Source organism: Bradyrhizobium sp. USDA 4503, from assembly GCF_054055815.1.
In genome coordinates, this window is sequence record NZ_JBSRXS010000001.1 from 6,713,092 (window position 1) to 6,733,894 (window position 20,803).

Consider the following 20,803-nt stretch of genomic DNA (forward strand, 5'->3'; position numbering starts at 1 on the left):
AGCGTGACGATGGACAAGGATCGGATTTTCGGAACGGCGAAGGAGTTCGCGGGCAAGGCCGAAGGCGCGGTGGGCGACGCGACCGGAGATGCGCAGACCCAGGCCTCGGGCCGCGCGCGCGAAGCCGCGGGCTCCGTGCAGGATCTCTACGGCCAGGCCAAGGACGCCGCGCGCGACGCCGCCGACACCGCGGTCAACTACGCCAAGGACGCCTATGAGCATCGCGGCGAGACCGTTCGCAGCGGACAAAAGGCGGTGGCGCATGCGGTGCAGGAGAACCCGCTGGGATCGCTGCTGATCGCCGGCGGCATCGGCTTTGCGCTCGCGCTCCTGATGACGCGCCAGCCGCGTCGCCCGCCGCCGTCGCGCTGGCGCTACTACGGTTGATACCATCTCGCCCACCGTCATTGCGAGGAGCTCGCGACAAAATTGCAAAGCAATTTTGCGCTGAAGCGACGAAGCAATCCAGCCGTCCGCGCGTGCGGATCGATGGATTGCTTTGCGGAGCCTGTCATCGGGCGCGCGTTCGCGCGACCCGTTGGCTCGCAATGACGTGGATGTAGCGTCAATTCTATCGGAAGACGCGCGGCCTACTGCCACGGACTCCCCGGCACTGCGACCCGCTGTCCGACACCGCGCGGCGGGCGCGGCGGCGGAGCGACCAACGGGCGCTGCTGCGGCGCGCCGAACCCGAACAGATCGCGCAGCCAAGGCTGTGTCTGCGGCTGCTGTTGCGGCTGGGCCTGGGTCTGGGCCGGACGGAACACGCGCCTTGGCGGCTTCGGTGCGGTGATGATCGAGCCGTCGGGCGCGATCGCCGTGGTCGAGGGCGGCGGATTGGCCGGTCCGCCCGCCGGCGCGGCGGGCGTGGTCGCGGCAACCGGCACATCGCCCTTGGCTTGCTCGCGGCCCATCTCGCGGCGCGGCCAGACGAAATCATCGGCGCGGCCGGCGGGCGGCGCCAGCGCCTCCCCCTTCACCAGCGTGCGCGCGGCGAGCGCATCGACGGCGGCGGGCCGCGAGCCCGGTCCGCCGAGCAATTGATCGGTGCCGACGGTGGAGGCGACCAGCGGCAGCACCGGGCCCGCCAGCGGCCGCGGCGCGGGCTTGCCGGGCTCCGCGCTGGTATCCGGCGTCGCGGGTTCGCTCGGCAGCGCGATCGGCCCGGAGCGCACCGCGAGCAGGCGCGTCACCTCGCGCTCGACATAATGCGCGAGCTTGCGCGCGCCGGCCTTGGTGAAGAACACGCCGTCATCGGTACGCAGCTTGCGGGGCTGGCCTTCGAAGTCCGGGCCCTTCTGCATGAAGCGGCCGGCCTCGTCGACAAAGCCGTCCCAGACGTCAACATAGGTGATGCCGGCCTTGCCGGCGCCGTCGCGATAGAGCGCGTCGAGGAACAGCATGTCCGACGTGCCCTTCTGGCCGCGGATCGCGGGCAGGCCGACCCACAGCACCGGCACGCCCTTGCTCTTCAGCACGTTGATCAACTCCTCGATCTTCTTGCCGTAGAGCTCGACCCAGCGGTCGTCGCGGAATTCATAGAGGCCGTTCGGCGAACGCGCAGTCTTTTCCGGCGCGGCCTGCGAGTCATTGTCGGCGTCGTCGGCCGGCGGCTCGGCCTCGACCGGCTTGCCATCAGTTTTGGCGGCGGCATCGGGCTTGTCGCCCGGCTTGGCTTCGGGCTTGCCGCGCGCGTCCTTTTTCTCGTCCTTCTTGTCGACCTTCTTCTCCACGACAGATTCTCGGATCGCGGTGCGGTCGTTGAGGCCGAGCATCACGACGATGGCGTCGGGGTTCTCGGTGGCGAGAATGCCCTTCGCGGCCGCGGCCCAATCCGCCGGATCGCCCTTGGGCTGATAGCGGATCAGGCCGGAGACCGTCTTGTGCTTGCGGATCACGCCCATGTCGGGCTGGTCGGAATAGGCATCTTCCAGGCCATAGCCGAGCCAGTCGGCCATGGCGTCGCCGATGACGAGCACGTTGCGCTCGGCGGCCGCCTCGCGCTTGGCCGGTGCCGGAGCGCGCGAGAAATCCTCGCGCGGCCGCTGCGGCTGCGATGATTGCGGTTGCTGCTGCTGGAACGGCGCGAAGAAATCGCCGCCGAACCAGCCGCCGCCGCCGTGCTGCGGCGGAGCGCGGCGCTGTGGTTGCGGCGGTCCGCCACCAAAGCCGGGGAAGCCGAAGAATTGCGCTGAGGCGGGCTGGGCGATGCCGATCAACAGCGCGAGCGCCACCGTCAGCGCGACCAGCGGACCGGCTTCGGTGAATATGCGCAAAAAGGACTTTGGCTCTCGCATCGCGTTCGGTCGCAAATGATCTGGAAGTACGTGAGCATACTAGCGGAATCGGGCCGCAAGCGGGCAGCTTTTCCACCATAAATCGGGTGCCGCCGGCCGCCGTCAAGGCAGGCGGCAAATATCGGATTTCACGGTTACTTTCGGGGTGGAGGGCCCAGCCGTCGCGGCGACGGAACCGTGCCTCCTCTCCCGCTTGCGGGAGGGGCAAGAGCCGTAGCCCGGATGGAGCGAAGCGCAATCCGGGACCAGACCAGTCGCACGGCGAGAACCCCGGATTTCGCTGCGCTGCATCCGGGCTACGGGGCAGCCTCCGGTTTCAGCCCTACCGCCCCCTGAGCCGCTCCAGCACCTCGGCGGTGGCAAAACCGTCGGCCGGTGCCCCGATCGACACCTGGAAGCCGCGCAGCGCCTCGCGGGTCTGGCCGCCGAACTGGCCGTCGGGCGTACCCTTGTAGAAGCCGCGCTGGGCCAGCAGCTGCTGTAGTTCCAGCCGCTCGGCGCGCGACAGCACCCGCTCCTGGCGCGGCCAGGGCTGCGCGAAGGGCTGGCCGCCGCGCAGGCGGTCGGCGAAATGGCCGATGGCGAGCGCATAGGCCTCGGCCGGGTTGTACTTCATGATCACCCGGAAATTCTGCAGCATCAGGAAGCCCGGCCCCTCGGCGCCGGCCGGCGCCAGCAGATAGGCCTTGTCGGACGGCCGCGGGAACGGCTGGCCGTTCGGCCGCTTGAGGCCGAGATGCTCCCATTGCGACAGCGGCATGGCCTTGGCGCGGTCGGCCAGCATGTAATTGAGGCCTTGCGGCAGCACGACCTCGTAGCCCCAGCTCGCGCCGGTCTGCCAGCCGTCCTTCTTCAGATTGTTGGCGGTCGAGGCGATCAGGTCGCTCGGATTGTCGACGACGTCGCGGCGGCCGTCGCCGTCGCCATCGACGGCATAGCGCTTGAACGCGGTCGGCATGAACTGGGTCGGGCCGAAGGCGCCGGCCCAGGAGCCGCGCATCTGCTCGGGCCTGAGGTCGCCGCGGTTGAGGATTTCCAGCGCCGACAGGAACTCGTCCTTGAAATAGGCCTGACGGCGGCCGATGCAGGCGAGCGTCGCGGTCGACTGCACCACGTTGCGATCGCCCATCTGGGTCGAGTAGTTCGACTCGATGCCCCAGATCGCCGCAATGATGTAGCGGTCGACGCCATAGGCCTTCTCGGTGGCATCGAACTGCGGCTTGTATTTCGCAAGGATCTCGCGGCCCTTGGCTAGCCTGGTGTCGCTGACCAGGATGTCGAGATAATCCCAGATCGCCTTGGTGAACTCCGGCTGCGAATCCATCAGATCCATGATGCGCAGATCGGGCGTCAGGCCGGCGGTGAAGCGCTCGAAATTCTCTTGGGTGATGTTGCGCCGTGCGGCATCTGGCCACATCGCTGCGACGCAGTTCGGGAAGTCCGACGCGGCCTGGCGGATCGCCGCTGCGGTCATCAGCGGATGGCCGGAGGCGCCGTCTTCACCGCTCCACGGCGGTGCCGCGCCGTCCTGTCCGGTTGCGGCCTGTGGCGGCGTCGCGTTCGGTCCGGAAAAGATGCTGTCGATCAGGTTGGTCAGGCCGTTGCCCGCCGACTGGGCTTGCGTGCTGCCGGGCAGCAGCAGGGCCAGCGCGATCAGGCTCGCGCCGAAAAGCTTGGTCCTTGATGTTCCCATCGCGCGCATTTGTCGTGTGCCTGTCAAAATCGTGCTGTTCCAGAAGGCCCCGGCACGGTTTCCAATAACTTAACAAGGGCGAGATTTTGTTGCGGCCCGCATTTGGCTGACGGGAACGGCGGAATTAAGCCGCACCACACATCCGCCTTTGTTGGCGGCTGCAAAACGGGGTACCAAAGGCATGATTCATTTCGTGCCGCCGTCCCACCCATTTCAAGGCTTCCGATAATCCCATGAAGATCCGCAAAGCCGTATTCCCCGTCGCCGGTCTCGGTACCCGCGTGCTGCCCGCCACCAAGGCGATGCCGAAGGAGATGCTGACGATCGTCGACAAGCCCCTGATCCAGTACGTGGTCGACGAGGCCCGGGAAGCCGGCATCGAGCATTTCGTGTTCGTCACCGGCCGCAACAAGGGTGTCATCGAGGATCACTTCGACCGCATGTTCGAGCTCGACACCACGCTGGCGCAGCGCGGCAAGAAGACCGAGCAGGATATCCTGGCGCAGAACCAGCCGGAAGCCGGCGCGATGAGCTTCACCCGGCAGCAGGCTCCGCTCGGGCTCGGCCACGCGGTGTGGTGCGCGCGCGATATCATCGGCAACGAGCCGTTCGCGGTGGTGCTGCCGGACGAGCTGGTGCTGAACACGCCGGGCTGCCTCAAGCAGATGATCGACGCCGCTAGCAGGCTTGGCGACAAGTCGAACCTGATCGCGGTCGAGGCGGTGCCCGACGAACTCACCCATCAATACGGCATCTGCAGCGTCGGCAAACGCACCGGCAACATCTTCGAGGTCGACCGCATGGTCGAGAAGCCGCCGCAGGGCACCGCGCCGTCCAACCTGTCGATCACCGGCCGCTACATCCTGCAGCCCGAGATCTTCAACATCCTGGCCACGCAGGAGCGCGGCGCCGGCGGCGAGATCCAGCTCACCGATGCGATGATCGGTCTTGCGAAGACGCAGAAGTTCTACGGCGTGGAGTTCGAGGGTGAGCGCCACGATTGCGGCTCCAAGCCCGGCTTCCTCCGCGCCAACATCGCCTTCGGCCTCAAGCGCCCCGAACTGCGCGACGGCCTGATCGCCGAGATGAAGAAGTATCTGGAGAAGTAGGGGCGCCGCCTCATCTCGTCATTCGCCGCGAGAATGCGGACGTATGATTCCCGGACCGCGCAACATATTCGATGTCGTCCTGGCGAAAGCCAGGACCCATTACCCCGACCATCAGTTGTTGAGCGAAGCTGGAGCCACGATCCCGTTCACAATCAAACGCGGTGGTTATGGGTCCTGGCTTCGCCAGGACGACGGTTGTGGGGGTGGCGAGACGTGTGCGTCAAACGAGAACTACATCTTCGCCGCAGCGTCTCGGTAATCACGCCATCTTCCTTCGCCCCGCGCGCTTCGCCGGCTCCTTGGCCCGTCCTGTTTCGGCGCACGCAGGGCGCGGGCGGCGAGGCTGACGACCTCGGAGATCTGCTGGAGCTGCGCGGCGAGCGGAGAGGTCTTGCGCCAGACCATGCCGATGGTGCGCGACGGCTGCGGATGCTTGAAGCGCGAGACCGTGACCGGCGCCGAGCGCGTCTCCACCGTCACCGCCATCTCGGGGATCAAGGTGACGCCGATACCGGCGCCGACCATCTGCACCAGCGTCGACAGCGAACTCGCGTCCAGCACCTCGCGCGGCGGCGAGGACTGCATGTTGCAGAACGACAATGCCTGGTCGCGGAAGCAGTGGCCCTCCTCGAGCAGCAAGAGCCGCATCTCGCGCAGCATCTCGGCGCTCGGCACCGGCGTCTTGGCGTCCTCGCCCGGCCGCACCAGCAGGAAGTTTTCCGAGAACAGCGCGACCTCGGTCAGCGACGGTTCCGATACCGGCAACGCCACGATCGCGGTGTCGAGCCGGCCCTCGGCGACCTCCTTGATCAGCTTCGGCGTCAGCGTCTCGCGGACATGGATGTCGAGCTCGGGATGCAGCCGCGCCAGGTTCTCGATCACCTTCGGCAGCAGATATGGTGCAATCGTCGGGATCATGCCGACCCGCAGCCGCCCGGCGAGCTTGTCGCGCGAGGCGCGCGCGAAGTCGCCGAGCTCGTCGACCGAGCGCAGGATGTCGCGCACGCGGCGCAGCAGGTCCTCGCCGAAGGTCGTCAGCGTCACCTGCCGCGCATTGCGTTCGATCAGCACGCCGCCGACCGCCTGTTCCATTTCGCGGATCTGCATCGACAGCGCCGGCTGCGACACCGCGCAGGCATCCGCGGCGCGCCCGAAATGGCGGTGGTGGGCCAGAGCATCAAAATACCTGAGTTGCCGGAGTGTGACATTTATCATCAGATAATCTTATCGACGCGATCACTAAAGTCAATTTCCTCTGATGGATTGGGTTGCGTAGAATCATTCTTGGAAGAGCTCCAGCGCATTCCAGAATCCATCACCTCGGAGAAGAAACATGGACGCAAAAACCGACGAAGGCGCGGGCAAATGCCCATTCACAGGCGGGCCTCGCGGGCACTCGAATCGTGACTGGTGGCCGGAGACGCTCGACGTTCAGGTGCTGCATCGCAACTCCAGCCTGTCCGATCCGATGGGCAAGGGCTTCGACTACGCCAAGGAATTCAAGAGCCTCGATCTCAACGCCGTGATCAAGGACCTCACGGCCCTGATGACGACGTCGCAAGAATGGTGGCCGGCCGACTTCGGCCATTACGGCGGCCTGATGATCCGCATGGCCTGGCACTCGGCGGGCACCTATCGCATCACCGACGGCCGCGGCGGCGCCGGTGCCGGTCAGCAGCGTTTCGCCCCGCTCAACAGCTGGCCTGACAACGCCAACCTCGACAAGGCGCGCCGGCTGCTGTGGCCGATCAAGCAGAAGTACGGCCGCAAGATCTCGTGGGCCGACCTGATGGTTCTCGCCGGCAACGTCGCGCTGGAATCGATGGGCTTCAAGACGTTTGGTTTTGCGGGTGGGCGCGCCGACGTGTGGGAGCCGGAAGAGCTGTACTGGGGTCCGGAAGGCACCTGGCTCGGTGACGAGCGCTATAGCGGCGAGCGCCAGCTCTCCGAGCCGCTCGGCGCGGTGCAGATGGGCCTGATCTACGTCAACCCGGAAGGTCCGAATGGCAATCCGGACCCGGTCGCCGCCGCGAAGGACATCCGCGAGACGTTCTTCCGCATGGCGATGAACGACGAGGAGACCGTCGCGCTGATTGCTGGTGGCCACACCTTCGGCAAGACCCACGGTGCGGGCGATCCATCGTTGATCGGTCCGGAGCCGGAAGGTGGCGCGATCGAGGATCAGGGTCTCGGCTGGAAGAGCAAGTTCGGCACCGGCGTCGGCGCTGACGCGATCACCGGCGGTCCCGAGGTCACCTGGACCCAGACCCCGACCAAGTGGAGCAACCACTTCTTCGAGAACCTGTTCAAGTACGAATGGGAGCTGACGAAGAGCCCGGCGGGTGCGAAGCAGTGGAAGGCAAAGGGCGCGGACGCCGTCATTCCGGACGCGTTCGATCCGTCGAAGAAGCATGTCCCGACCATGCTGACCACCGACCTGTCGCTGCGCTTCGATCCGGCCTATGAGAAGATCTCGCGCCGGTTCTATGAGCATCCGGATCAGTTCGCGGACGCCTTCGCCCGCGCCTGGTTCAAGCTCACGCACCGCGACATGGGTCCGATCCAGCGCTACCTCGGCCCGCTGGTGCCGAAGGAAACGCTGATCTGGCAGGACCCGGTGCCGGCGCTCGATCACGCCGTGATCGACGACAAGGATATCGAGGTGCTCAAGGCGAAGATCCTCGCCTCGGGTCTGTCGGTGTCCGAACTGGTGTCGACCGCCTGGGCCTCGGCCTCGACGTTCCGCGGCTCCGACAAGCGCGGCGGTGCCAATGGTGCACGCATCCGCCTTGCGCCGCAGAAGGACTGGGATGTCAACGAGCCGGCGCAGCTCAAGGGTGTTCTGAGCAAGCTCGAAGCCATCCAGAAGGAGTTCGGCAAGAAGGTCTCGCTGGCCGATTTGATCGTGCTCGGCGGCGCCGCTGCGATCGAGAAGGCGGCCAAGGACGGCGGCACCAATGTGAAGGTGCCCTTCACGCCGGGCCGCACCGATGCGACGCAGGACCAGACCGACGTCGAGTCCTTCGCTCCGCTCGAGCCGCGGGCTGACGGCTTCCGCAACTATATCGGCGGCAAGCATCAGTTCCTGCAGCCCGAGGAGGCGTTGGTCGACCGTGCGCAACTCCTGCGGCTGACCGGACCGGAACTGACGGTCCTCGTCGGCGGCCTGCGCGTGCTCGGCGCCAATGCCAAGAAGTCGAAGCACGGCGTCTTCACCGGCAAGCCGGGGACGCTCACCAACGACTTCTTCCTCAACTTGCTCGACATGGGCACGGTGTGGAGCGATGCCGGCCAGGGCGTCTATGAGGGCCGCGACCGCAAGACCAAGGCGGTGAAGTGGACCGGCACCCGCGTCGATCTGATCTTCGGCTCGCACTCGCAGCTGCGGGCGTTCGCCGAGGTCTACGGCCAGTCCGACTCCAAGGAGCAGTTCGTGAAGGACTTCGTCGCGGCCTGGACCAAGGTGATGAACGCCGACCGCTTCGACCTCGTGAAGTAAGCGGCGAGCAAACGGCAATCAGGGCAGGGCGGCGCTTCGGCGCCGCCCTGTTTCATTTGGGGGACGATGCGGAAGGATTTTCGCGGTTTGCCGATCCCGTTCAATCATGCAGCTTCATGTCGCGGATCATCTCCTCGAACTCCGCCTGCGTCGGGGTCGCCAGCGAGGCCTGCGGCGCGCTGCTCGTCGCGGTGGATACGTCGCACTGCGAGGCACCGCGCGAAGGTTCAAAGATTGCGGTCAGGCTCGCCCAGCAGACGAGGAGGGCCACGATCCAGTCCAGTACATTGGATGCCGTCATTGCAGCACCAGCATCAGCATTTCCATGCCCTGATGCTGCAGCCGACTCGGGCTTCGCGCAATTCGGAAGCTACGAAACGTAACTTCGGCGTTGCCGAGCGGGTTATCCGTACCGAGCGAGTGCAACACACCGTCATTGCGAGGAGCGTCAGCGACGACGCAATCCATTTCTCCGCTTGCGGCACGATGGATTGCTTCGCTCCGCTCGCAATGACGGCGGGCGGAGCGCAAAACTAAAATTGTGACGCTGCCGCTACAGCGACGATCCGCTCCGCGCGCGGCGCCCCTCGATCGGATAGGCGGGGTCGTTGAAGCCCGGCGTCGAGGGATGGCCGGTGACGACGAGGCGGTCGATCAGAGCTTCGTCCTCGGCGGTGAAGCGATAGTCGAGCGCGCGGATGTAGTCGTCCCATTGCGCTTCGGTGCGCGGCCCCGCGATCACGGCGCTGACGAACGACGAGTTCAGTACCCAGGACACCGCGAACTGCCCGGCGGTGATGCCTTTGCTCTCGGCGTGGCGCTTGATTTCCTGCGCGAGCTCGAGCGATTCCGGCCGCCACTCGGTCTGCATCATGCGCTTGTCGTTGCGCCCCGCACGCGTGTCCGCGGGTGGCGCCGCGTCGGGCGCGTATTTGCCGGTAAGCACGCCGCGCGCCAGCGGGCTATAGGGCACGATGCCGAGCCCGTAATAGGCGCAGGCCGGGAAATGCTCGACCTCCGGCATCCGGTTCATCGCATTGTAATAGGGCTGGCTCGCGACCGGACGGTCGATGCCGAGCCGGTCGCAGATGTTGCAGATCTCGGCGATGCGCCAGGCGCGGTAGTTGGAGACGCCGAAATAGCGCACCTTGCCGGCGCGGATCAGGTCGCCCATCGCGCGCACCGTCTCGTCGAGCGGCGTCGCGTGGTCTTCCTTGTGCAGATAGTAGACGTCGATGTAGTCGGTGCCGAGCCGCTTCAGGCTCTCGTCGGCGGCCTGGAACAGCCAGCGACGCGACAGCCCGCCGTGGTTAGGATCGTCGCCGATTGGATTGGCGAGTTTTGTCGCGAGCACCCAGTTCGACCGGCTGTTCGAGATCGCGCGTCCGACGACCTCCTCGGACTTGCCGCCATTATAGGCGTCGGCGCTGTCGATGAAGTTGATGCCGGCCTCGCGCGCCTTCGCCACGATCCGCGCCGAGGTCGCCTCGTCGGTCGGTCCGCCGAACATCATGGTGCCGAGGCAAATCGGCGAGACCTTCAGGCCGCTGCGGCCGAGCTGGCGATATTGCATCGGACTTTCCTTTCCTGCGGTCATTCCGGGGCGATGCGCAAGCATCGAGCCCGGAATCTCGAGATTCCGGGTCTGGTCCTTCGGACCATCCCGGAATGACAAAGGATCAACTCTCGTTCTTCAAAATCTTGAACACGCCGTTGGCCATCGCGATACAGCGCTTGTCGACGGTTACCTCGGCCGTGATGAAGATCAGGCTGCGGGTCGAGCGTACCACGCGCGGCCGCGTCGTCAGGATCTCGCCGATCTTGCCGGCCTCGACGAAATGGGTGTCGAGCTGCACGGTTGCAAGCGTCGGCTTGCCCGAGACGTAGCGTGCGGCCATGCCGCAGGCGCGGTCGGCGAAGGTCATGATCACGCCGCCCTGCACGAGGCCGCGGCGATTGTGGTGCTTGTCTTCGGTGATCAGCGCGAGTTCAAGCGCGCCGTCCTTCAACCGTTCCCACAACGGGCCGATCAGGGTCAGGAATCCCGTGGTTTCGGCGATCTTCCAGCCGTCGGATTTGAGTTTGTCCGCGGCCTTGGCCGTCATGAGGTGGGGTCCGTTGCTTGCTGATGATTGATCGCAGGAGGCATGTGGTCGCAGTCATTTCATCAAACGCTGTTGTGTTGTAGTCAAGGTCGATGGCCCGCACATTTGACGATGCCACCCGGCGGAATATCGCAGAGCTCTGTGCCGCATTCGCACGCCTGGCGCCGGCGGACGCCGCGCCGACGTTGAAGCGCGCGGCGGTCGCGATCGCGCTGACCGAAGGCGACGACGGCAGCGGTACGGCGTTCCTGTTGACCCGCCGCAGCGCGCGCCTGCGCGCCCATAGCGCGCAATGGGCGCTGCCGGGCGGGCGCTGCGATGCCGGCGAGACGCAGGCCGAGGCCGCGCTGCGCGAATTGCATGAGGAGCTCGGGCTCGCGCTTGGCCCGAGCGACGTGCTCGGCATGCTCGACGATTATCCGACGCGATCCGGCTATCTGATCACGCCGGTCGTGGTCTGGGCCGGTGCGCATGCGGCGATCACGCCGAACTCGGACGAGGTCGCCTCCGTCCATCGCATCGGCCTCGATGCGATCGAGCTGGAGGACGCGTTCAGCTTCGCCACGATCCCTGAAAGCTCGCGCCGCGTGATCCGCTTCCGCCTCGGTGGCCAGCAGATCCATGCGCCGACCGCCGCGCTGATCTATCAATTTCGCGAGGTGCTGGCCGGCCGCAACACCCGCGTCGCCGAACTGGAGCAGCCTGTGTTCGCGTGGAAGTAGCGACGATGATGCTATTTGTGACGCCGCTTGCGGGCGTTCATCTTTATTGATTTCCCCTGCGCACCAGACGAATGCGCCGCGGCCTCGGGTTCCTGAGGCGCCCGCGACACATTCTCGTAACAGGTGAAGCGTGAACGCGTATCCGGAAACGTTCCGCAATCCGGACGCTCGGCGCGCGCCGATGCGGCGAGCGTCAACGCGCAGGCGGCGACGAGCCAGAGTGCCATTCTCATCGCAATCTCCAGGGCTTTCTCCAAGGCTTTCGTTCGGAGAACACCGCATTGTGGCGAATATTCTGCATCGATCGCGGCATCCGGCCGCTGCGATCCGGACAATTCCGGGCTGACTTCGCGGCCGTGCTTGCTACAACGAGGCCATGCGCCCGCAATTGATTCGCCTGTGCCCTGGATTTGTCGCGCTCGCGCTCGCCGCCGGCGCGCCGTCCGTTTTTGCCGGCGAGGCCGACGCGCTGCCGCCTTCCGTCGCCAATGCGATGGCGCAGGCATCGCCGCAGGCGATCATGGAGTATCGCCGCAAGCTGCAGGAATATCAGGAGGCGCGCGCCGCCTTCGAGCAGGACGCGAGCGCCTATTGGAACGCGATCGCCGAGAAGAGGCGCGGCCGCAATGCCAAGCGGCGCGACCGCGTGCAGATCTCGCTGGACGATTACGTCCTGCAGCAGCCGCCGGTCTATGAGGGTCCGAAGCGGCCGGTCAATCCGGCTCCGGAAGAGGAGGAAGGCAAGCCGCCGCGTCCGCCCAAGACGCTTCCGGTGGCCTCCGATCTGGTCAGGGCGGCGGCCGAGCAATTCCAGTTCACGCCGCAGCGGCCGGCCAGCGAGGTCGAGTTCAAGCGCGCCTATGCCCGCTACGCGCGCGCCGCGGGGCTGACGCCGGAGCAGGCGGTGCGGGTCTATTCGTTCGAGACCGGCGGCACCGGCACTTACGACGTACAGGCGGGCATCGAGCACGGCGGCAAGCGCGCCATCTCCACCGCGATGGGCTACAACCAGCTGCTCACCACCAACACCGTCGAGCTATTGGCCGAGCAGGGCCATGAATTCGTGCGGGATCTGACCGAGCGGGTTGCGAGGACGCAGGGGCCCGCGCGCAAGGCGATGGAGCACAAGCTCGCGGTGCTGAAGAAGATGGTCGCGTTCACCCGCACCGTGCCCGACGACTGGTCGGCGCATGCGCGCCTCGCCGATACGCCGCAGGGCTGGGCGTGCCATGCCATGGTGCTCGACATCGATGTCGGCCCGATGCTGCAGACCCACAAGCTGCTGACCTCGGTGATCTTCGCCCGCAACAAGGGCTACAGCCGGCCGCTGACCGCGGCCGAGCTCGAGATGATGAACCTGACCGGCGACGGCACCGGGCTCGACATGGTGACCATGCCGCAGGCGATGCGCGAGCAGGTGCCGACCGCGAACTTCTTCCAGCGCTCCGGCTACGAGCGCAACCCGGTCGCCATCCGCCACAACACGGTGGCCAGGCTGCTTGCCGTCACCAATGAGCGGATGGATTTCAACAGCAACAAGCCGGGCGCGAAGGAATTGGCCGCGACGTTCTGACGCCTGCCGAAAACCGCTAGGGCATTTTCGGTTCTGATTGAATCAGAACCGAAGCCCTGGACTCTTCTTGACGCGTTTTCTTTACGCGAACCGGCGTCCACTTCGCTCGAAAACGCTCTAATTCGAGCCGAACTTGAACTTGCCGTCGCCCTCGAGATAGGGCCCGGAGCGCATGTAGAGCTGGCCGTTCTGGCCGATGAAGAACAGCGTCCCCTTCGGCACCTTCTTGGCGCCCTTCAGCAGCGTGCCGGCGTTGTTGGTGCCCATCTTGTAGGACCAGGTCTTGCCGTCCTTGTCATAGGCGTAGCCCATGTCGGGCTTCAGCTCCCAGGGCGCAGCCTCCTGCGCGAATGCGCAAGTCGTCAGCGCGGCAAACGCCGCAGTCGCGATAAAAGTCTTGGTCAAAAAATGCGTCATGATCCACCTCCGGCCGAGAAAACGGCGTCGTCCCCACGTTTTTGAACAAATCACGAACGATGTTCGCGCGTCAATACGACAATCGGCGCGACCGCTCGCGGGATCGGCGACTTTGTGAATTCCCGCATCAAGCTTGGCGACTATTTTCGCGTTACCGTTTACAAACGCTTTGATTGCCGGAAACACGACCTTGGGATGATCAGGATGAACCACGTCATGAAGATCGGAATCGGTGTCGCTCTGTCGTTCATGACGCTGGCGTCAGTCGCGCAGGCGGACGAGTTCAGGCTCTCCAACAACCAGCGGATCTCCTGCAGCCGCGGCCTGTCCGCCGGCAAGCTCAACACCGCGACCTGCAAGTCCTACGCCTATCTGTTCAACGCCAAGACCTCGGAATACTTCCGCTGCCAGGTCTCGCTGGCGCTGACGCGGGACAACAAGGAGGTCATCAACGTGCAGGCCGACGGCGGCTGCACCAAGAAGCCGCGCATCTTCGAGACCGACGGCAATTACACCTTCGACGCCACCGAGACCGAGCCGCCGAACACCAACTCGTTCTTCGGTTCCGGCGGCTATGCGATCTGGGCGAACGACGTCAACACCCAGAAGATTCGCGGCTGCATCACCATCTCGTCCGGCCTCGGCTCCGACATCTCGAAATGCCTCGACATGACGTTCCAGTGACGTCGGCGCGGGCCGCGTGATGCGCAAGCTGCGCCCGGCCCCGCTGTGCCGCTCCTGGCTGTTTCTCGAAGGCGCCAACGAGGACGTGCTGCAGCACGCGGCCGCCAGCGGCGCCGACGTGCTGATCCACGAGCTCGAGGATTTTACCCCGCCGCCGCTGCGCCCGAAGGCGCGGGCCTTGGCGGCCGAGCTCTACGCCGCCTGGCGCGACCAGGGCGTGATGGTCGCGGTCCGCGTCAATCCGCTGGACCAGGACGGCATGGACGATCTCGCCGCCGTGATGCGCGGACGTCCGGATATCGTCGCGCTGCCGAAGGTCGCCGAGCCGCACCATGTCGTCAGGCTTGACGAGGCGGTGACGCGGTTCGAGCGCGACTGCAGTATCGCCGAGGGATCGACATCGCTGCTGCCGAATATCGAGTTCGCGCGCGGTCTGGTGCAGACCGGTGCGATCGCCATGGCGAGCCGGCGCGTCATCGGTTGCCTGATGGCCTCCGAAGATCTCGCCGCCGATCTTGGTGCTGAGCGCGGCAGCGATGGCCTGGAGCTCGCTTACGCGCGGCAGCGCTTCATCGTCGAATGTCGTGCCGCTGATGTCGTCGCGGTCGATTGTCCCTACACCTGGAGCGACGCTGAAGGCGTCGAACGCGACACGATCTGGGCGCGGCGGCTGGGTTACGCCGCAAAGAGCCTGGTCGATCCCGCGCATGCCTCGATCGTCAACGGGGTCCTGACGCCGGGCGAGGAGGAGATGCGCCGGGCGGGCAGGATCGTCGCGGCGTTCGAAGCGGCGCGGACAAAGGGCTTTGGGCGCGTCGAACTTGACGGCTCGCTGCTCGAGGTGCCGACCTATTCCAATGCAAAACGCCTGATCGCGCGCGGCGAAGCGCTGCGCGCGATCGATCGCGACACATGAGCCTGACCAGAGGCGATGCCTCAGGAGGCTGGCTCTTTCTCAGAGAAATGCATGCGTGAGCGGGCGAACTTCTTGACGCCCATCGGCTTGCCGAACAGGTAGCCCTGGACCTGATCGAAATCCATTTCGTGCGCGGCGAGAAAGTCCGCACGCGTCTCGACTCCCTGGGCCACGACCTGCGCGTCGTTGTCGTGGGCCAGCTCCACGACACGCCGGCACACCGTCTGCTTCAGGCGCTGATCCGCGCAGCCGGTGACGAATTGATGGTCGACCTTGAGCTGGACGAACGGAAAGTTCGGCAGTCCCAGCAAAGACGGCCAGTTCGCGCCGACATTGTCGATCGAGATGCCGATATTGTGCAGTCGAACGCGCCGGGCGACATCGATCGCCAGATCCAGATGATCGACCACGTCGGTGCTGTCGATCTCGATCAAGAGGCCCGCGAAGGCCGCATGATCCGGCATCCGGTAACAGAGCTCGCGCACGGCACGATCGTCGGCAAGGAAGGAGATCGGCAGGTTGACCGAGAGATTGACCGGCCCGGTCTGCTCGAGGAGATAGCGCCAGTCCTCGATTGCGCGCTCGATCACGAACTCGGACAGCGCATGAAAATGCGGATCGCTTTCGTCCGGGATGAAGTAGGCTGGCGGCACGACGCCCCAGGCCGGATGGCGCATCCGGATCAGCGCCTCGGCGCCGCTCGGCACCAGCGTCCGGAGATGAATTTTCTGCTGATACCACAGCTCGAGCCAGCCGGCCTTCAGCGCTTCGGGCACGTCCACCGCCGGGCTCGGCGCGGGTTCAAGCGGCATCAACGACGCAAGACTGTCGCGAAGGGTCCCGGCGCTGAACGGCGTCGACAGCGCCGGCAGCATGGCGATGCCGTACTCGTCGCCAATTTGCCGGACCGCCTTGACTATGATCGAGTCCGGCTGCCCGATGACGAGGACCTTGCCGCCATAGTCCTTTCTCACCAAAGTCTCGAGAATTTTACTGACTTCGATGCCGTCCACGGACACGCCGAGCACCAGGAGATCGGGCCGTTCCGCGTCCAGAACGGTGTCGAGTTCCAAAGCCTGGCTGCATTCACTGGTGATGAAGCCGAGGTCTTCCAGCGCCTCGGCGAGGAAGGTCCGAAGGTGTTTTTTGCTGTCCGCAATGCATGCGCGTGGGGTCAGCTTGCGATGTCCGAACCAGCCGGCTCGCGTGCGTTCGATGTGACTGATGTGATTCATGCCCCGCCTTGTCCGTAGTTACCCCGGCTTGACTCGTACATCCTAGAGCGGCGGCAATCATGGAAATTTCTGGATCATACATTGATTGCCCCGCTAACCTTAAAGGATTCAATTCGATTCAAATGGCGCTGGAATCGCGGCGTCTCACCGCTGTTACACCTGCAACAAATGCGTCATCTGACATTCATGAGCGCGATCGCGTCCGACTTTGCACATCGGCAGAAACATCGTGCGCGTGTGTCATCGAGAGACGGCGTTAATGACTGTGTTGTCGCGTCGACGCCGACGCGGAACTGCGTCATTGTCGGACATGAGATCGCATCATGCAGAGTGCTGCGCGGAGCGCCGACGGCGAATCAGATCACCCGTTTTGTGATGCCAATGCAGATGTGCGTGACGTCGTCGCTGCTGTTCGCAACGTCTCCCGCATCAACGCGCAGTAGCCGATCAGCGCGGCACAAGCGACGGCTGCAAGCAACAGGAATGCAGCGCTGCAACCGGCATGGACGACAATGAATCCGGCGATAGCGGTGCTCAAGCCGACATCCGGGGCCGCAAGCCGATCTTCGCTGCTTCGTTGCGGCCGGTCCGCGCCGCGAACGCCCTGGGTCCGACAATGCCAAGTGTCCCGCGGCGATCGCCGGCGCGAACACCGGGCCGCTAGCGGCCGCCAGCGGCTGGGTCGCGGCGACCAGCTCGAAGCGGTCGCCCGGTCGCGCGGCGAGTTCCCGCGGCAGGTAAAGTGGTGTTGCTATCGGGGATTTCCGCCGCGCATGCGTCATTTGGATGGGTTGACCCGGCGGGGGTGTCCGGCCAATTTCCGGCCGGCTTAAGGGGAGAATAATACTCATGAATTCCAAGTTGATGGCTGCCGCGATCGTGGCAGCCAGCGTTTTGTCCGCGCCTGTCGCACAGGCCGAGCAGTTCATTAACGTGCTCACCGGCGGCACTTCCGGCGTCTACTATCCGCTCGGCGTCGCGATGGGGAAGATCTACGGCGACAAGATCCCCGGCGTGAAGACCCAGGTGCAGGCGACCAAGGCCTCGGTCGAGAACCTGGTGCTGCTGCAGCAGGGCCGCGGCGAGATCGCCTTCACGCTCGGCGATTCGCTCAAAGCCGCCTGGGAAGGCGACGCCGAGGCCGGCTTCAAGAACAAGCTCGACAAGCTGCGCACCATCGGCGCGATCTATCCGAACTACATCCAGATCGTCGCGACCGCCGAGAGCGGCATCAAGACGCTCGCCGATCTCAAGGGCAAGAGCCTGTCGGTCGGCGCGCCGAAGTCGGGCACCGAGCTCAACTCGCGCGCGATCCTCGCGGCCGCCGGCATGAGCTACAAGGATCTCGGCAAGGTCGAGTACCTGCCGTTCGCCGAATCGGTGGATCTGATGAAGAACCGCCAGCTCAACGCCACGCTGCAGTCCGCCGGCCTCGGCGTCGCCTCGCTGAAGGACCTCTCGACCTCGAGCGAGATCACCGTGGTCGCCGTGCCGAAGGAGACCGTCGACAAGATCGGCCCGCCGTTTGTCTCCGTGATCATCCCGGCTAATACCTATACCGGCCAGGACAAGGACGTGCCGACCGCCGCGGTCGTGAACTACCTCGTGACCTCGAGCGCGGTGTCGGACGATCTCGCCTATCAGATGACCAAGCTGGTCTACGAATCGCTGCCGGAACTCGCCAATGCCCACGCCGCGGGTAAGGAGATCAAGCTCGAGGCCGCCGCGACCGGCAGCCCGGTTCCGCTGCATCCCGGCGCGATCCGGTATTACAAGGAGAAGGGCCTGATCAAGTAGGGCCGGAACGTCTGCTCCTTGCCGTCATTGCGAGGAGCGAAGCGACGAAGCAATCCATCTCTCTCCTTGTGGCGCGATGGATTGCTTCGCTTCGCTCGCAATGACGTGGCGCGTTTTTCCTGTCCCGGCTTTCGGTGGGCGGACTCAGTGGATATAAGCGCCGTTGGCACGGCGGGGGGCTGATCATATGCAGCAGCAGCTTGAGGGCGAGCAGCCCATCAAGGTTGAATTCGACAATTTCGAGCATGGCTTTCCGGAAGGCTTCGGCCCGGGTGCCTGGGGGCATCTGGCCTATGCCATCGGTCTCGCCTTTGCGGTGTTCCAGCTCTATGTCGCGGCCTTCAACTACCTGCCGAGCCAGGTGGTGCGCGGCGTCCATGTCGGCTTCCTGATCCTCCTGACCTTCGGCCTGATCGGCAATTTCACCGCCAAGACCGATTTCGGCCGCGCGGTGAGTTGGATCGTCGGCGCCGCCGGGTTCCTCTGCGGGCTCTACCAGTGGATCTTCTATGCCGACCTGATCGCCCGCGACGGCGATCCGACCAACATGGACCTTGCGGTCGGCACGCTGCTCGCGGTCCTGATCTTCGAGGGCACGCGGCGGCTGATGGGGGCGGCGCTGCCGCTGATGTGCGGCGCCTGTCTGCTCTACTGGTTCTTCGGCCAATATCTGCCGTCGCCGTTCAATCACCGCGGCTATGACTTCGACCAGATCGTCACCCATCTCTCGTTCGGCACCGAGGGCTTCTACGGCGTGCCGATCTACGTCTCGGCAACCTACATCTTCCTGTTCATCCTGTTCGGCTCGTTCCTGGAACGCGCCGGCATGATCCAGCTGTTCACCGACGTCTCGCTCGGCCTGTTCGGCCGCACCCGCGGCGGCCCCGCCAAGGTCGCGGTGTTCGCTTCGGGCATGATGGGCACGATCTCGGGTTCGGGCGTCGCCAACGTCGTTACCGTCGGCCAGTTCACGATCCCCTTGATGATCAAGTTCGGCTATCGCCGCGCCTTCGCCGCCGGCGTCGAGGCCACCGCTTCGATGGGCGGCCAGATCATGCCGCCCGTCATGGGAGCGGTCGCCTTCATCATGGCCGAGACGCTCGGCGTGCCCTATTCGGAGATCGTCAAGGCCGCGGTGATCCCGGCGATCCTCTATTTCGCCTCGGCGTTCTGGATGGTGCATCTGGAGGCTGGCAAGCACGGCCTCGTCGGCATGAAGCGCTCGGAGATCCCGAGCGCCTGGAAGGCGCTGGTGGCACGCTGGTATCTCGTGCTGCCGCTCGCGGCGCTGGTCTACATGCTGTTCGAGGGCTTCACGCCGCTCTACGCCGGTAGCATGGGACTTGCGCTCACGGTCGCGCTGATCCTCGGCGCCAGCATCACGCTCGGCTTCTCCAACACCGTCGTGCGCTACATCTTCTGGATCGGCCTTGCGCTGGTGGTTGCCGCGGTGTCGCGCCACGGCATCGAGATCGTTCCGGTCGCCAGCGTCGTCGCCGGTCTCATCGTGATCGCGGCGATCACCCGCGGCGGCCGCGCCACCCTGAAAGCCTGCCGCGACTCGCTCGCCGACAGCGCCAAATCGGCGCTGACGGTCGGCATGGCCTGCGCCATCGTCGGCACCATCATCGGCATGATGACGCAGACCGGCGTCGGCACCATCTTCGGCAGCTGGATCATCGGGCTCGGCGCCAAGAGCCTGTTCCTGGCGCTGATCATGACCATGCTGCTGTCGATCCTGCTCGGCACCGGCATCCCGACGATCCCGACCTACATCATCACCGCGGCGCTGGCCGCGCCTGCGCTCGCCAAGCTCGGCGTGCCGCTGATCGCAAGCCACATGTTTGCGTTCTACTACGGCATCATGGCCGACCTCTCGCCGCCGGTTGCGCTCGCGGCCCTGGCGGCGGCGCCGATCGCCAAGGAGAACCCGGACAAGATCGGCTGGGAGGCGATGCGGATCGCGCTTGCCGGCTACGTCATTCCGTTCATCTTCGTCTATTCGCCGGCGCTGATGCTGCAGACCGGGGATCCGATGCAGGCGCAACTCGGCTTCTACGGAGCGGTGGCGCTGGCGACCTTCAAGGCGCTGGTGGCGATCGGATTGTTCGGCATCGTCGCGATCGGCTTCCTGTTCACGCGGCTGACTTTCATCGAGATCCTGGTCGCGTTCGGCGCCGCGCTCTGCCTGCTCGGCGATTTCCCGTTCTCGGATACAGCGGGCTTCACGCTCGCTGCTGCTGTCGTGCTATGGCAATGGCGGCAGCGTCCGCGCAATGCGGAGGCGGCGGCTTGAGCCTCTGCCTCGCTTCCGCGGGAGTCGTGAAGGCGCTGTCGATTGCGGCGTTCACGCTCGCCTGGACGCATTCGATCGAGAAGAGCGCGTGGCAGGAGGACTGGCTGGTCACGCCGGCCGGGCTGACGCTGCAACAGGCGCGCGTCAAGGGCACCGGCGCCGGCATGGAGCCGCCGCCGGAGGCGCGCCTTGTCGATGGCTGGTTTCAATGGTCGCCCCCGCCGATGCCAAGGGCGGAGGTCGTGCTCGGCAATTCCGGCGCCGCGGGTGAATGGCACCTGTGCCAGGAGGGGCGCTGCCAGACCTTATCGGAGATTATCGGGCATCCGATCGGTGCTAATGTCACGACGATCAGGGTGTGCAAGAATCCGTAGCCCGCATGAGCGCAGCGATATGCGGGGATAGCGCCCCCGGATATCGCTTCGCTCATCCGGGCTACGGTCCGGCTGCAAGAACAACA

The 20,803-nt window shown here is 65.2% G+C and carries 20 protein-coding genes; 10 read left to right on the forward strand and 10 right to left on the reverse strand.

All coding sequences use genetic code 11. The features are described 5' to 3' along the window. The first annotated feature begins 9 nt into the window (after nucleotides 1-9). Nucleotides 10-387, forward strand: coding sequence for a CsbD family protein (locus ACVMIH_RS31960; RefSeq protein WP_057016161.1), 378 nt, complete (start codon nucleotides 10-12; stop codon nucleotides 385-387). Between the two features lie 203 nt (nucleotides 388-590). On the opposite strand, the gene ACVMIH_RS31965 is transcribed toward ACVMIH_RS31960, so the two are convergent. Together ACVMIH_RS31965 and ACVMIH_RS31970 are read right to left on the reverse strand one after the other, a co-directional pair. Next, on the reverse strand, nucleotides 591-2,297 hold the full coding sequence (locus ACVMIH_RS31965) for an SGNH/GDSL hydrolase family protein (RefSeq protein ID WP_456864552.1): 1,707 nt from the start codon (nucleotides 2,295-2,297) through the stop codon (nucleotides 591-593). 322 nt (nucleotides 2,298-2,619) lie between these two features. After that, nucleotides 2,620-3,999, reverse strand: a complete 1,380-nt coding sequence (locus ACVMIH_RS31970; protein ID WP_057016421.1) for a lytic murein transglycosylase — start codon at nucleotides 3,997-3,999, stop codon at nucleotides 2,620-2,622. A gap of 224 nt (nucleotides 4,000-4,223) precedes the next feature. On the opposite strand from ACVMIH_RS31970, the gene galU reads away from it, so the two are divergent. Continuing rightward, nucleotides 4,224-5,099, forward strand: coding sequence for a UTP--glucose-1-phosphate uridylyltransferase GalU (galU, locus tag ACVMIH_RS31975; protein WP_028334743.1), 876 nt, complete (start codon nucleotides 4,224-4,226; stop codon nucleotides 5,097-5,099). 231 nt (nucleotides 5,100-5,330) lie between these two features. On the opposite strand, the gene ACVMIH_RS31980 is transcribed toward galU, so the two are convergent. Continuing rightward, the gene (locus tag ACVMIH_RS31980; protein ID WP_456864554.1) at nucleotides 5,331-6,314 is read right to left on the reverse strand and encodes a LysR substrate-binding domain-containing protein; all 984 of its coding nucleotides are present in this window, start codon (nucleotides 6,312-6,314) and stop codon (nucleotides 5,331-5,333) included. Nucleotides 6,315-6,432: 118 nt separating this feature from the next. Between ACVMIH_RS31980 and katG the strand changes: the two genes are divergently transcribed. After that, on the forward strand, nucleotides 6,433-8,598 hold the full coding sequence (katG, locus tag ACVMIH_RS31985; protein ID WP_057016418.1) for a catalase/peroxidase HPI: 2,166 nt from the start codon (nucleotides 6,433-6,435) through the stop codon (nucleotides 8,596-8,598). Nucleotides 8,599-8,698: 100 nt separating this feature from the next. On the opposite strand, the gene ACVMIH_RS31990 is transcribed toward katG, so the two are convergent. From ACVMIH_RS31990 to ACVMIH_RS32000, 3 genes are all read right to left on the reverse strand, one after another. Continuing rightward, entirely contained in the window at nucleotides 8,699-8,899 is a 201-nt protein-coding gene (locus ACVMIH_RS31990; RefSeq protein WP_057016417.1) for a hypothetical protein, read from the reverse strand. A 252-nt stretch (nucleotides 8,900-9,151) separates the two neighbouring features. Continuing rightward, nucleotides 9,152-10,171, reverse strand: coding sequence for an aldo/keto reductase (locus ACVMIH_RS31995; protein ID WP_456853491.1), 1,020 nt, complete (start codon nucleotides 10,169-10,171; stop codon nucleotides 9,152-9,154). Between the two features lie 106 nt (nucleotides 10,172-10,277). Continuing rightward, on the reverse strand, nucleotides 10,278-10,703 hold the full coding sequence (locus ACVMIH_RS32000; protein ID WP_057016414.1) for a PaaI family thioesterase: 426 nt from the start codon (nucleotides 10,701-10,703) through the stop codon (nucleotides 10,278-10,280). Between the two features lie 92 nt (nucleotides 10,704-10,795). Here ACVMIH_RS32000 and ACVMIH_RS32005 point away from each other — a divergent pair, with 92 nt between their 5' ends. After that, nucleotides 10,796-11,425 (forward strand): NUDIX hydrolase, encoded by a 630-nt coding sequence (locus ACVMIH_RS32005; protein ID WP_456853489.1) that lies wholly within the window; start codon nucleotides 10,796-10,798, stop codon nucleotides 11,423-11,425. Nucleotides 11,426-11,436: 11 nt separating this feature from the next. Here the strand turns inward: ACVMIH_RS32005 and ACVMIH_RS32010 are convergent, their stop codons facing one another. Then, entirely contained in the window at nucleotides 11,437-11,652 is a 216-nt protein-coding gene (locus ACVMIH_RS32010; RefSeq protein WP_253588169.1) for a hypothetical protein, read from the reverse strand. Nucleotides 11,653-11,801: 149 nt separating this feature from the next. On the opposite strand from ACVMIH_RS32010, the gene ACVMIH_RS32015 reads away from it, so the two are divergent. Continuing rightward, entirely contained in the window at nucleotides 11,802-12,998 is a 1,197-nt protein-coding gene (locus ACVMIH_RS32015; RefSeq protein WP_057016412.1) for a hypothetical protein, read from the forward strand. A gap of 117 nt (nucleotides 12,999-13,115) precedes the next feature. Here the strand turns inward: ACVMIH_RS32015 and ACVMIH_RS32020 are convergent, their stop codons facing one another. After that, on the reverse strand, nucleotides 13,116-13,415 hold the full coding sequence (locus tag ACVMIH_RS32020) for a hypothetical protein (RefSeq protein WP_016845604.1): 300 nt from the start codon (nucleotides 13,413-13,415) through the stop codon (nucleotides 13,116-13,118). A gap of 204 nt (nucleotides 13,416-13,619) precedes the next feature. Between ACVMIH_RS32020 and ACVMIH_RS32025 the strand changes: the two genes are divergently transcribed. Together ACVMIH_RS32025 and ACVMIH_RS32030 are read left to right on the forward strand one after the other, a co-directional pair. Beyond that, nucleotides 13,620-14,099, forward strand: a complete 480-nt coding sequence (locus ACVMIH_RS32025; RefSeq protein ID WP_456853484.1) for a hypothetical protein — start codon at nucleotides 13,620-13,622, stop codon at nucleotides 14,097-14,099. 19 nt (nucleotides 14,100-14,118) lie between these two features. Continuing rightward, nucleotides 14,119-15,015 (forward strand): HpcH/HpaI aldolase/citrate lyase family protein, encoded by an 897-nt coding sequence (locus ACVMIH_RS32030; protein ID WP_456853482.1) that lies wholly within the window; start codon nucleotides 14,119-14,121, stop codon nucleotides 15,013-15,015. A 20-nt stretch (nucleotides 15,016-15,035) separates the two neighbouring features. Here the strand turns inward: ACVMIH_RS32030 and ACVMIH_RS32035 are convergent, their stop codons facing one another. Beyond that, complete coding sequence (locus ACVMIH_RS32035; protein ID WP_456853480.1) at nucleotides 15,036-16,250, reverse strand: EAL domain-containing response regulator; 1,215 nt, start codon at nucleotides 16,248-16,250, stop codon at nucleotides 15,036-15,038. Between the two features lie 361 nt (nucleotides 16,251-16,611). Further along, nucleotides 16,612-16,788 (reverse strand): hypothetical protein, encoded by a 177-nt coding sequence (locus ACVMIH_RS32040; RefSeq protein WP_156436140.1) that lies wholly within the window; start codon nucleotides 16,786-16,788, stop codon nucleotides 16,612-16,614. A gap of 311 nt (nucleotides 16,789-17,099) precedes the next feature. On the opposite strand from ACVMIH_RS32040, the gene ACVMIH_RS32045 reads away from it, so the two are divergent. The 3 genes from ACVMIH_RS32045 to ACVMIH_RS32055 all read left to right on the forward strand — a co-directional run bounded on the left by ACVMIH_RS32045 (nucleotide 17,100) and on the right by ACVMIH_RS32055 (nucleotide 20,717). Further along, entirely contained in the window at nucleotides 17,100-18,047 is a 948-nt protein-coding gene (locus tag ACVMIH_RS32045; RefSeq protein WP_018269641.1) for a TAXI family TRAP transporter solute-binding subunit, read from the forward strand. A gap of 187 nt (nucleotides 18,048-18,234) precedes the next feature. Further along, complete coding sequence (locus tag ACVMIH_RS32050) at nucleotides 18,235-20,343, forward strand: TRAP transporter permease (protein WP_456853478.1); 2,109 nt, start codon at nucleotides 18,235-18,237, stop codon at nucleotides 20,341-20,343. Next, on the forward strand, nucleotides 20,304-20,717 hold the full coding sequence (locus tag ACVMIH_RS32055) for a DUF1850 domain-containing protein (RefSeq protein WP_438077374.1): 414 nt from the start codon (nucleotides 20,304-20,306) through the stop codon (nucleotides 20,715-20,717). The genes ACVMIH_RS32050 and ACVMIH_RS32055 overlap by 40 nt, the downstream gene beginning before the upstream one ends. Nucleotides 20,718-20,803 lie beyond the last annotated feature (86 nt).

Bases quoted from the DNA above. Each gene is read 5' to 3' on its own strand.
- ACVMIH_RS31960 (WP_057016161.1), top strand. From the start codon at position 10: ATGGACAAGGATCGGATTTTCGGAACGGCGAAGGAGTTCGCGGGCAAG.
- ACVMIH_RS31965 (WP_456864552.1), bottom strand. From the start codon at position 2,297: ATGCGAGAGCCAAAGTCCTTTTTGCGCATATTCACCGAAGCCGGTCCG.
- ACVMIH_RS31970 (WP_057016421.1), bottom strand. From the start codon at position 3,999: ATGCGCGCGATGGGAACATCAAGGACCAAGCTTTTCGGCGCGAGCCTG.
- galU (WP_028334743.1), top strand. From the start codon at position 4,224: ATGAAGATCCGCAAAGCCGTATTCCCCGTCGCCGGTCTCGGTACCCGC.
- ACVMIH_RS31980 (WP_456864554.1), bottom strand. From the start codon at position 6,314: ATGATAAATGTCACACTCCGGCAACTCAGGTATTTTGATGCTCTGGCC.
- katG (WP_057016418.1), top strand. From the start codon at position 6,433: ATGGACGCAAAAACCGACGAAGGCGCGGGCAAATGCCCATTCACAGGC.
- ACVMIH_RS31990 (WP_057016417.1), bottom strand. From the start codon at position 8,899: ATGACGGCATCCAATGTACTGGACTGGATCGTGGCCCTCCTCGTCTGC.
- ACVMIH_RS31995 (WP_456853491.1), bottom strand. From the start codon at position 10,171: ATGCAATATCGCCAGCTCGGCCGCAGCGGCCTGAAGGTCTCGCCGATT.
- ACVMIH_RS32000 (WP_057016414.1), bottom strand. From the start codon at position 10,703: ATGACGGCCAAGGCCGCGGACAAACTCAAATCCGACGGCTGGAAGATC.
- ACVMIH_RS32005 (WP_456853489.1), top strand. From the start codon at position 10,796: ATGGCCCGCACATTTGACGATGCCACCCGGCGGAATATCGCAGAGCTC.
- ACVMIH_RS32010 (WP_253588169.1), bottom strand. From the start codon at position 11,652: ATGGCACTCTGGCTCGTCGCCGCCTGCGCGTTGACGCTCGCCGCATCG.
- ACVMIH_RS32015 (WP_057016412.1), top strand. From the start codon at position 11,802: ATGCGCCCGCAATTGATTCGCCTGTGCCCTGGATTTGTCGCGCTCGCG.
- ACVMIH_RS32020 (WP_016845604.1), bottom strand. From the start codon at position 13,415: ATGACGCATTTTTTGACCAAGACTTTTATCGCGACTGCGGCGTTTGCC.
- ACVMIH_RS32025 (WP_456853484.1), top strand. From the start codon at position 13,620: ATGAACCACGTCATGAAGATCGGAATCGGTGTCGCTCTGTCGTTCATG.
- ACVMIH_RS32030 (WP_456853482.1), top strand. From the start codon at position 14,119: ATGCGCAAGCTGCGCCCGGCCCCGCTGTGCCGCTCCTGGCTGTTTCTC.
- ACVMIH_RS32035 (WP_456853480.1), bottom strand. From the start codon at position 16,250: ATGAATCACATCAGTCACATCGAACGCACGCGAGCCGGCTGGTTCGGA.
- ACVMIH_RS32045 (WP_018269641.1), top strand. From the start codon at position 17,100: ATGAATTCCAAGTTGATGGCTGCCGCGATCGTGGCAGCCAGCGTTTTG.
- ACVMIH_RS32050 (WP_456853478.1), top strand. From the start codon at position 18,235: ATGCAGCAGCAGCTTGAGGGCGAGCAGCCCATCAAGGTTGAATTCGAC.
- ACVMIH_RS32055 (WP_438077374.1), top strand. From the start codon at position 20,304: ATGGCGGCAGCGTCCGCGCAATGCGGAGGCGGCGGCTTGAGCCTCTGC.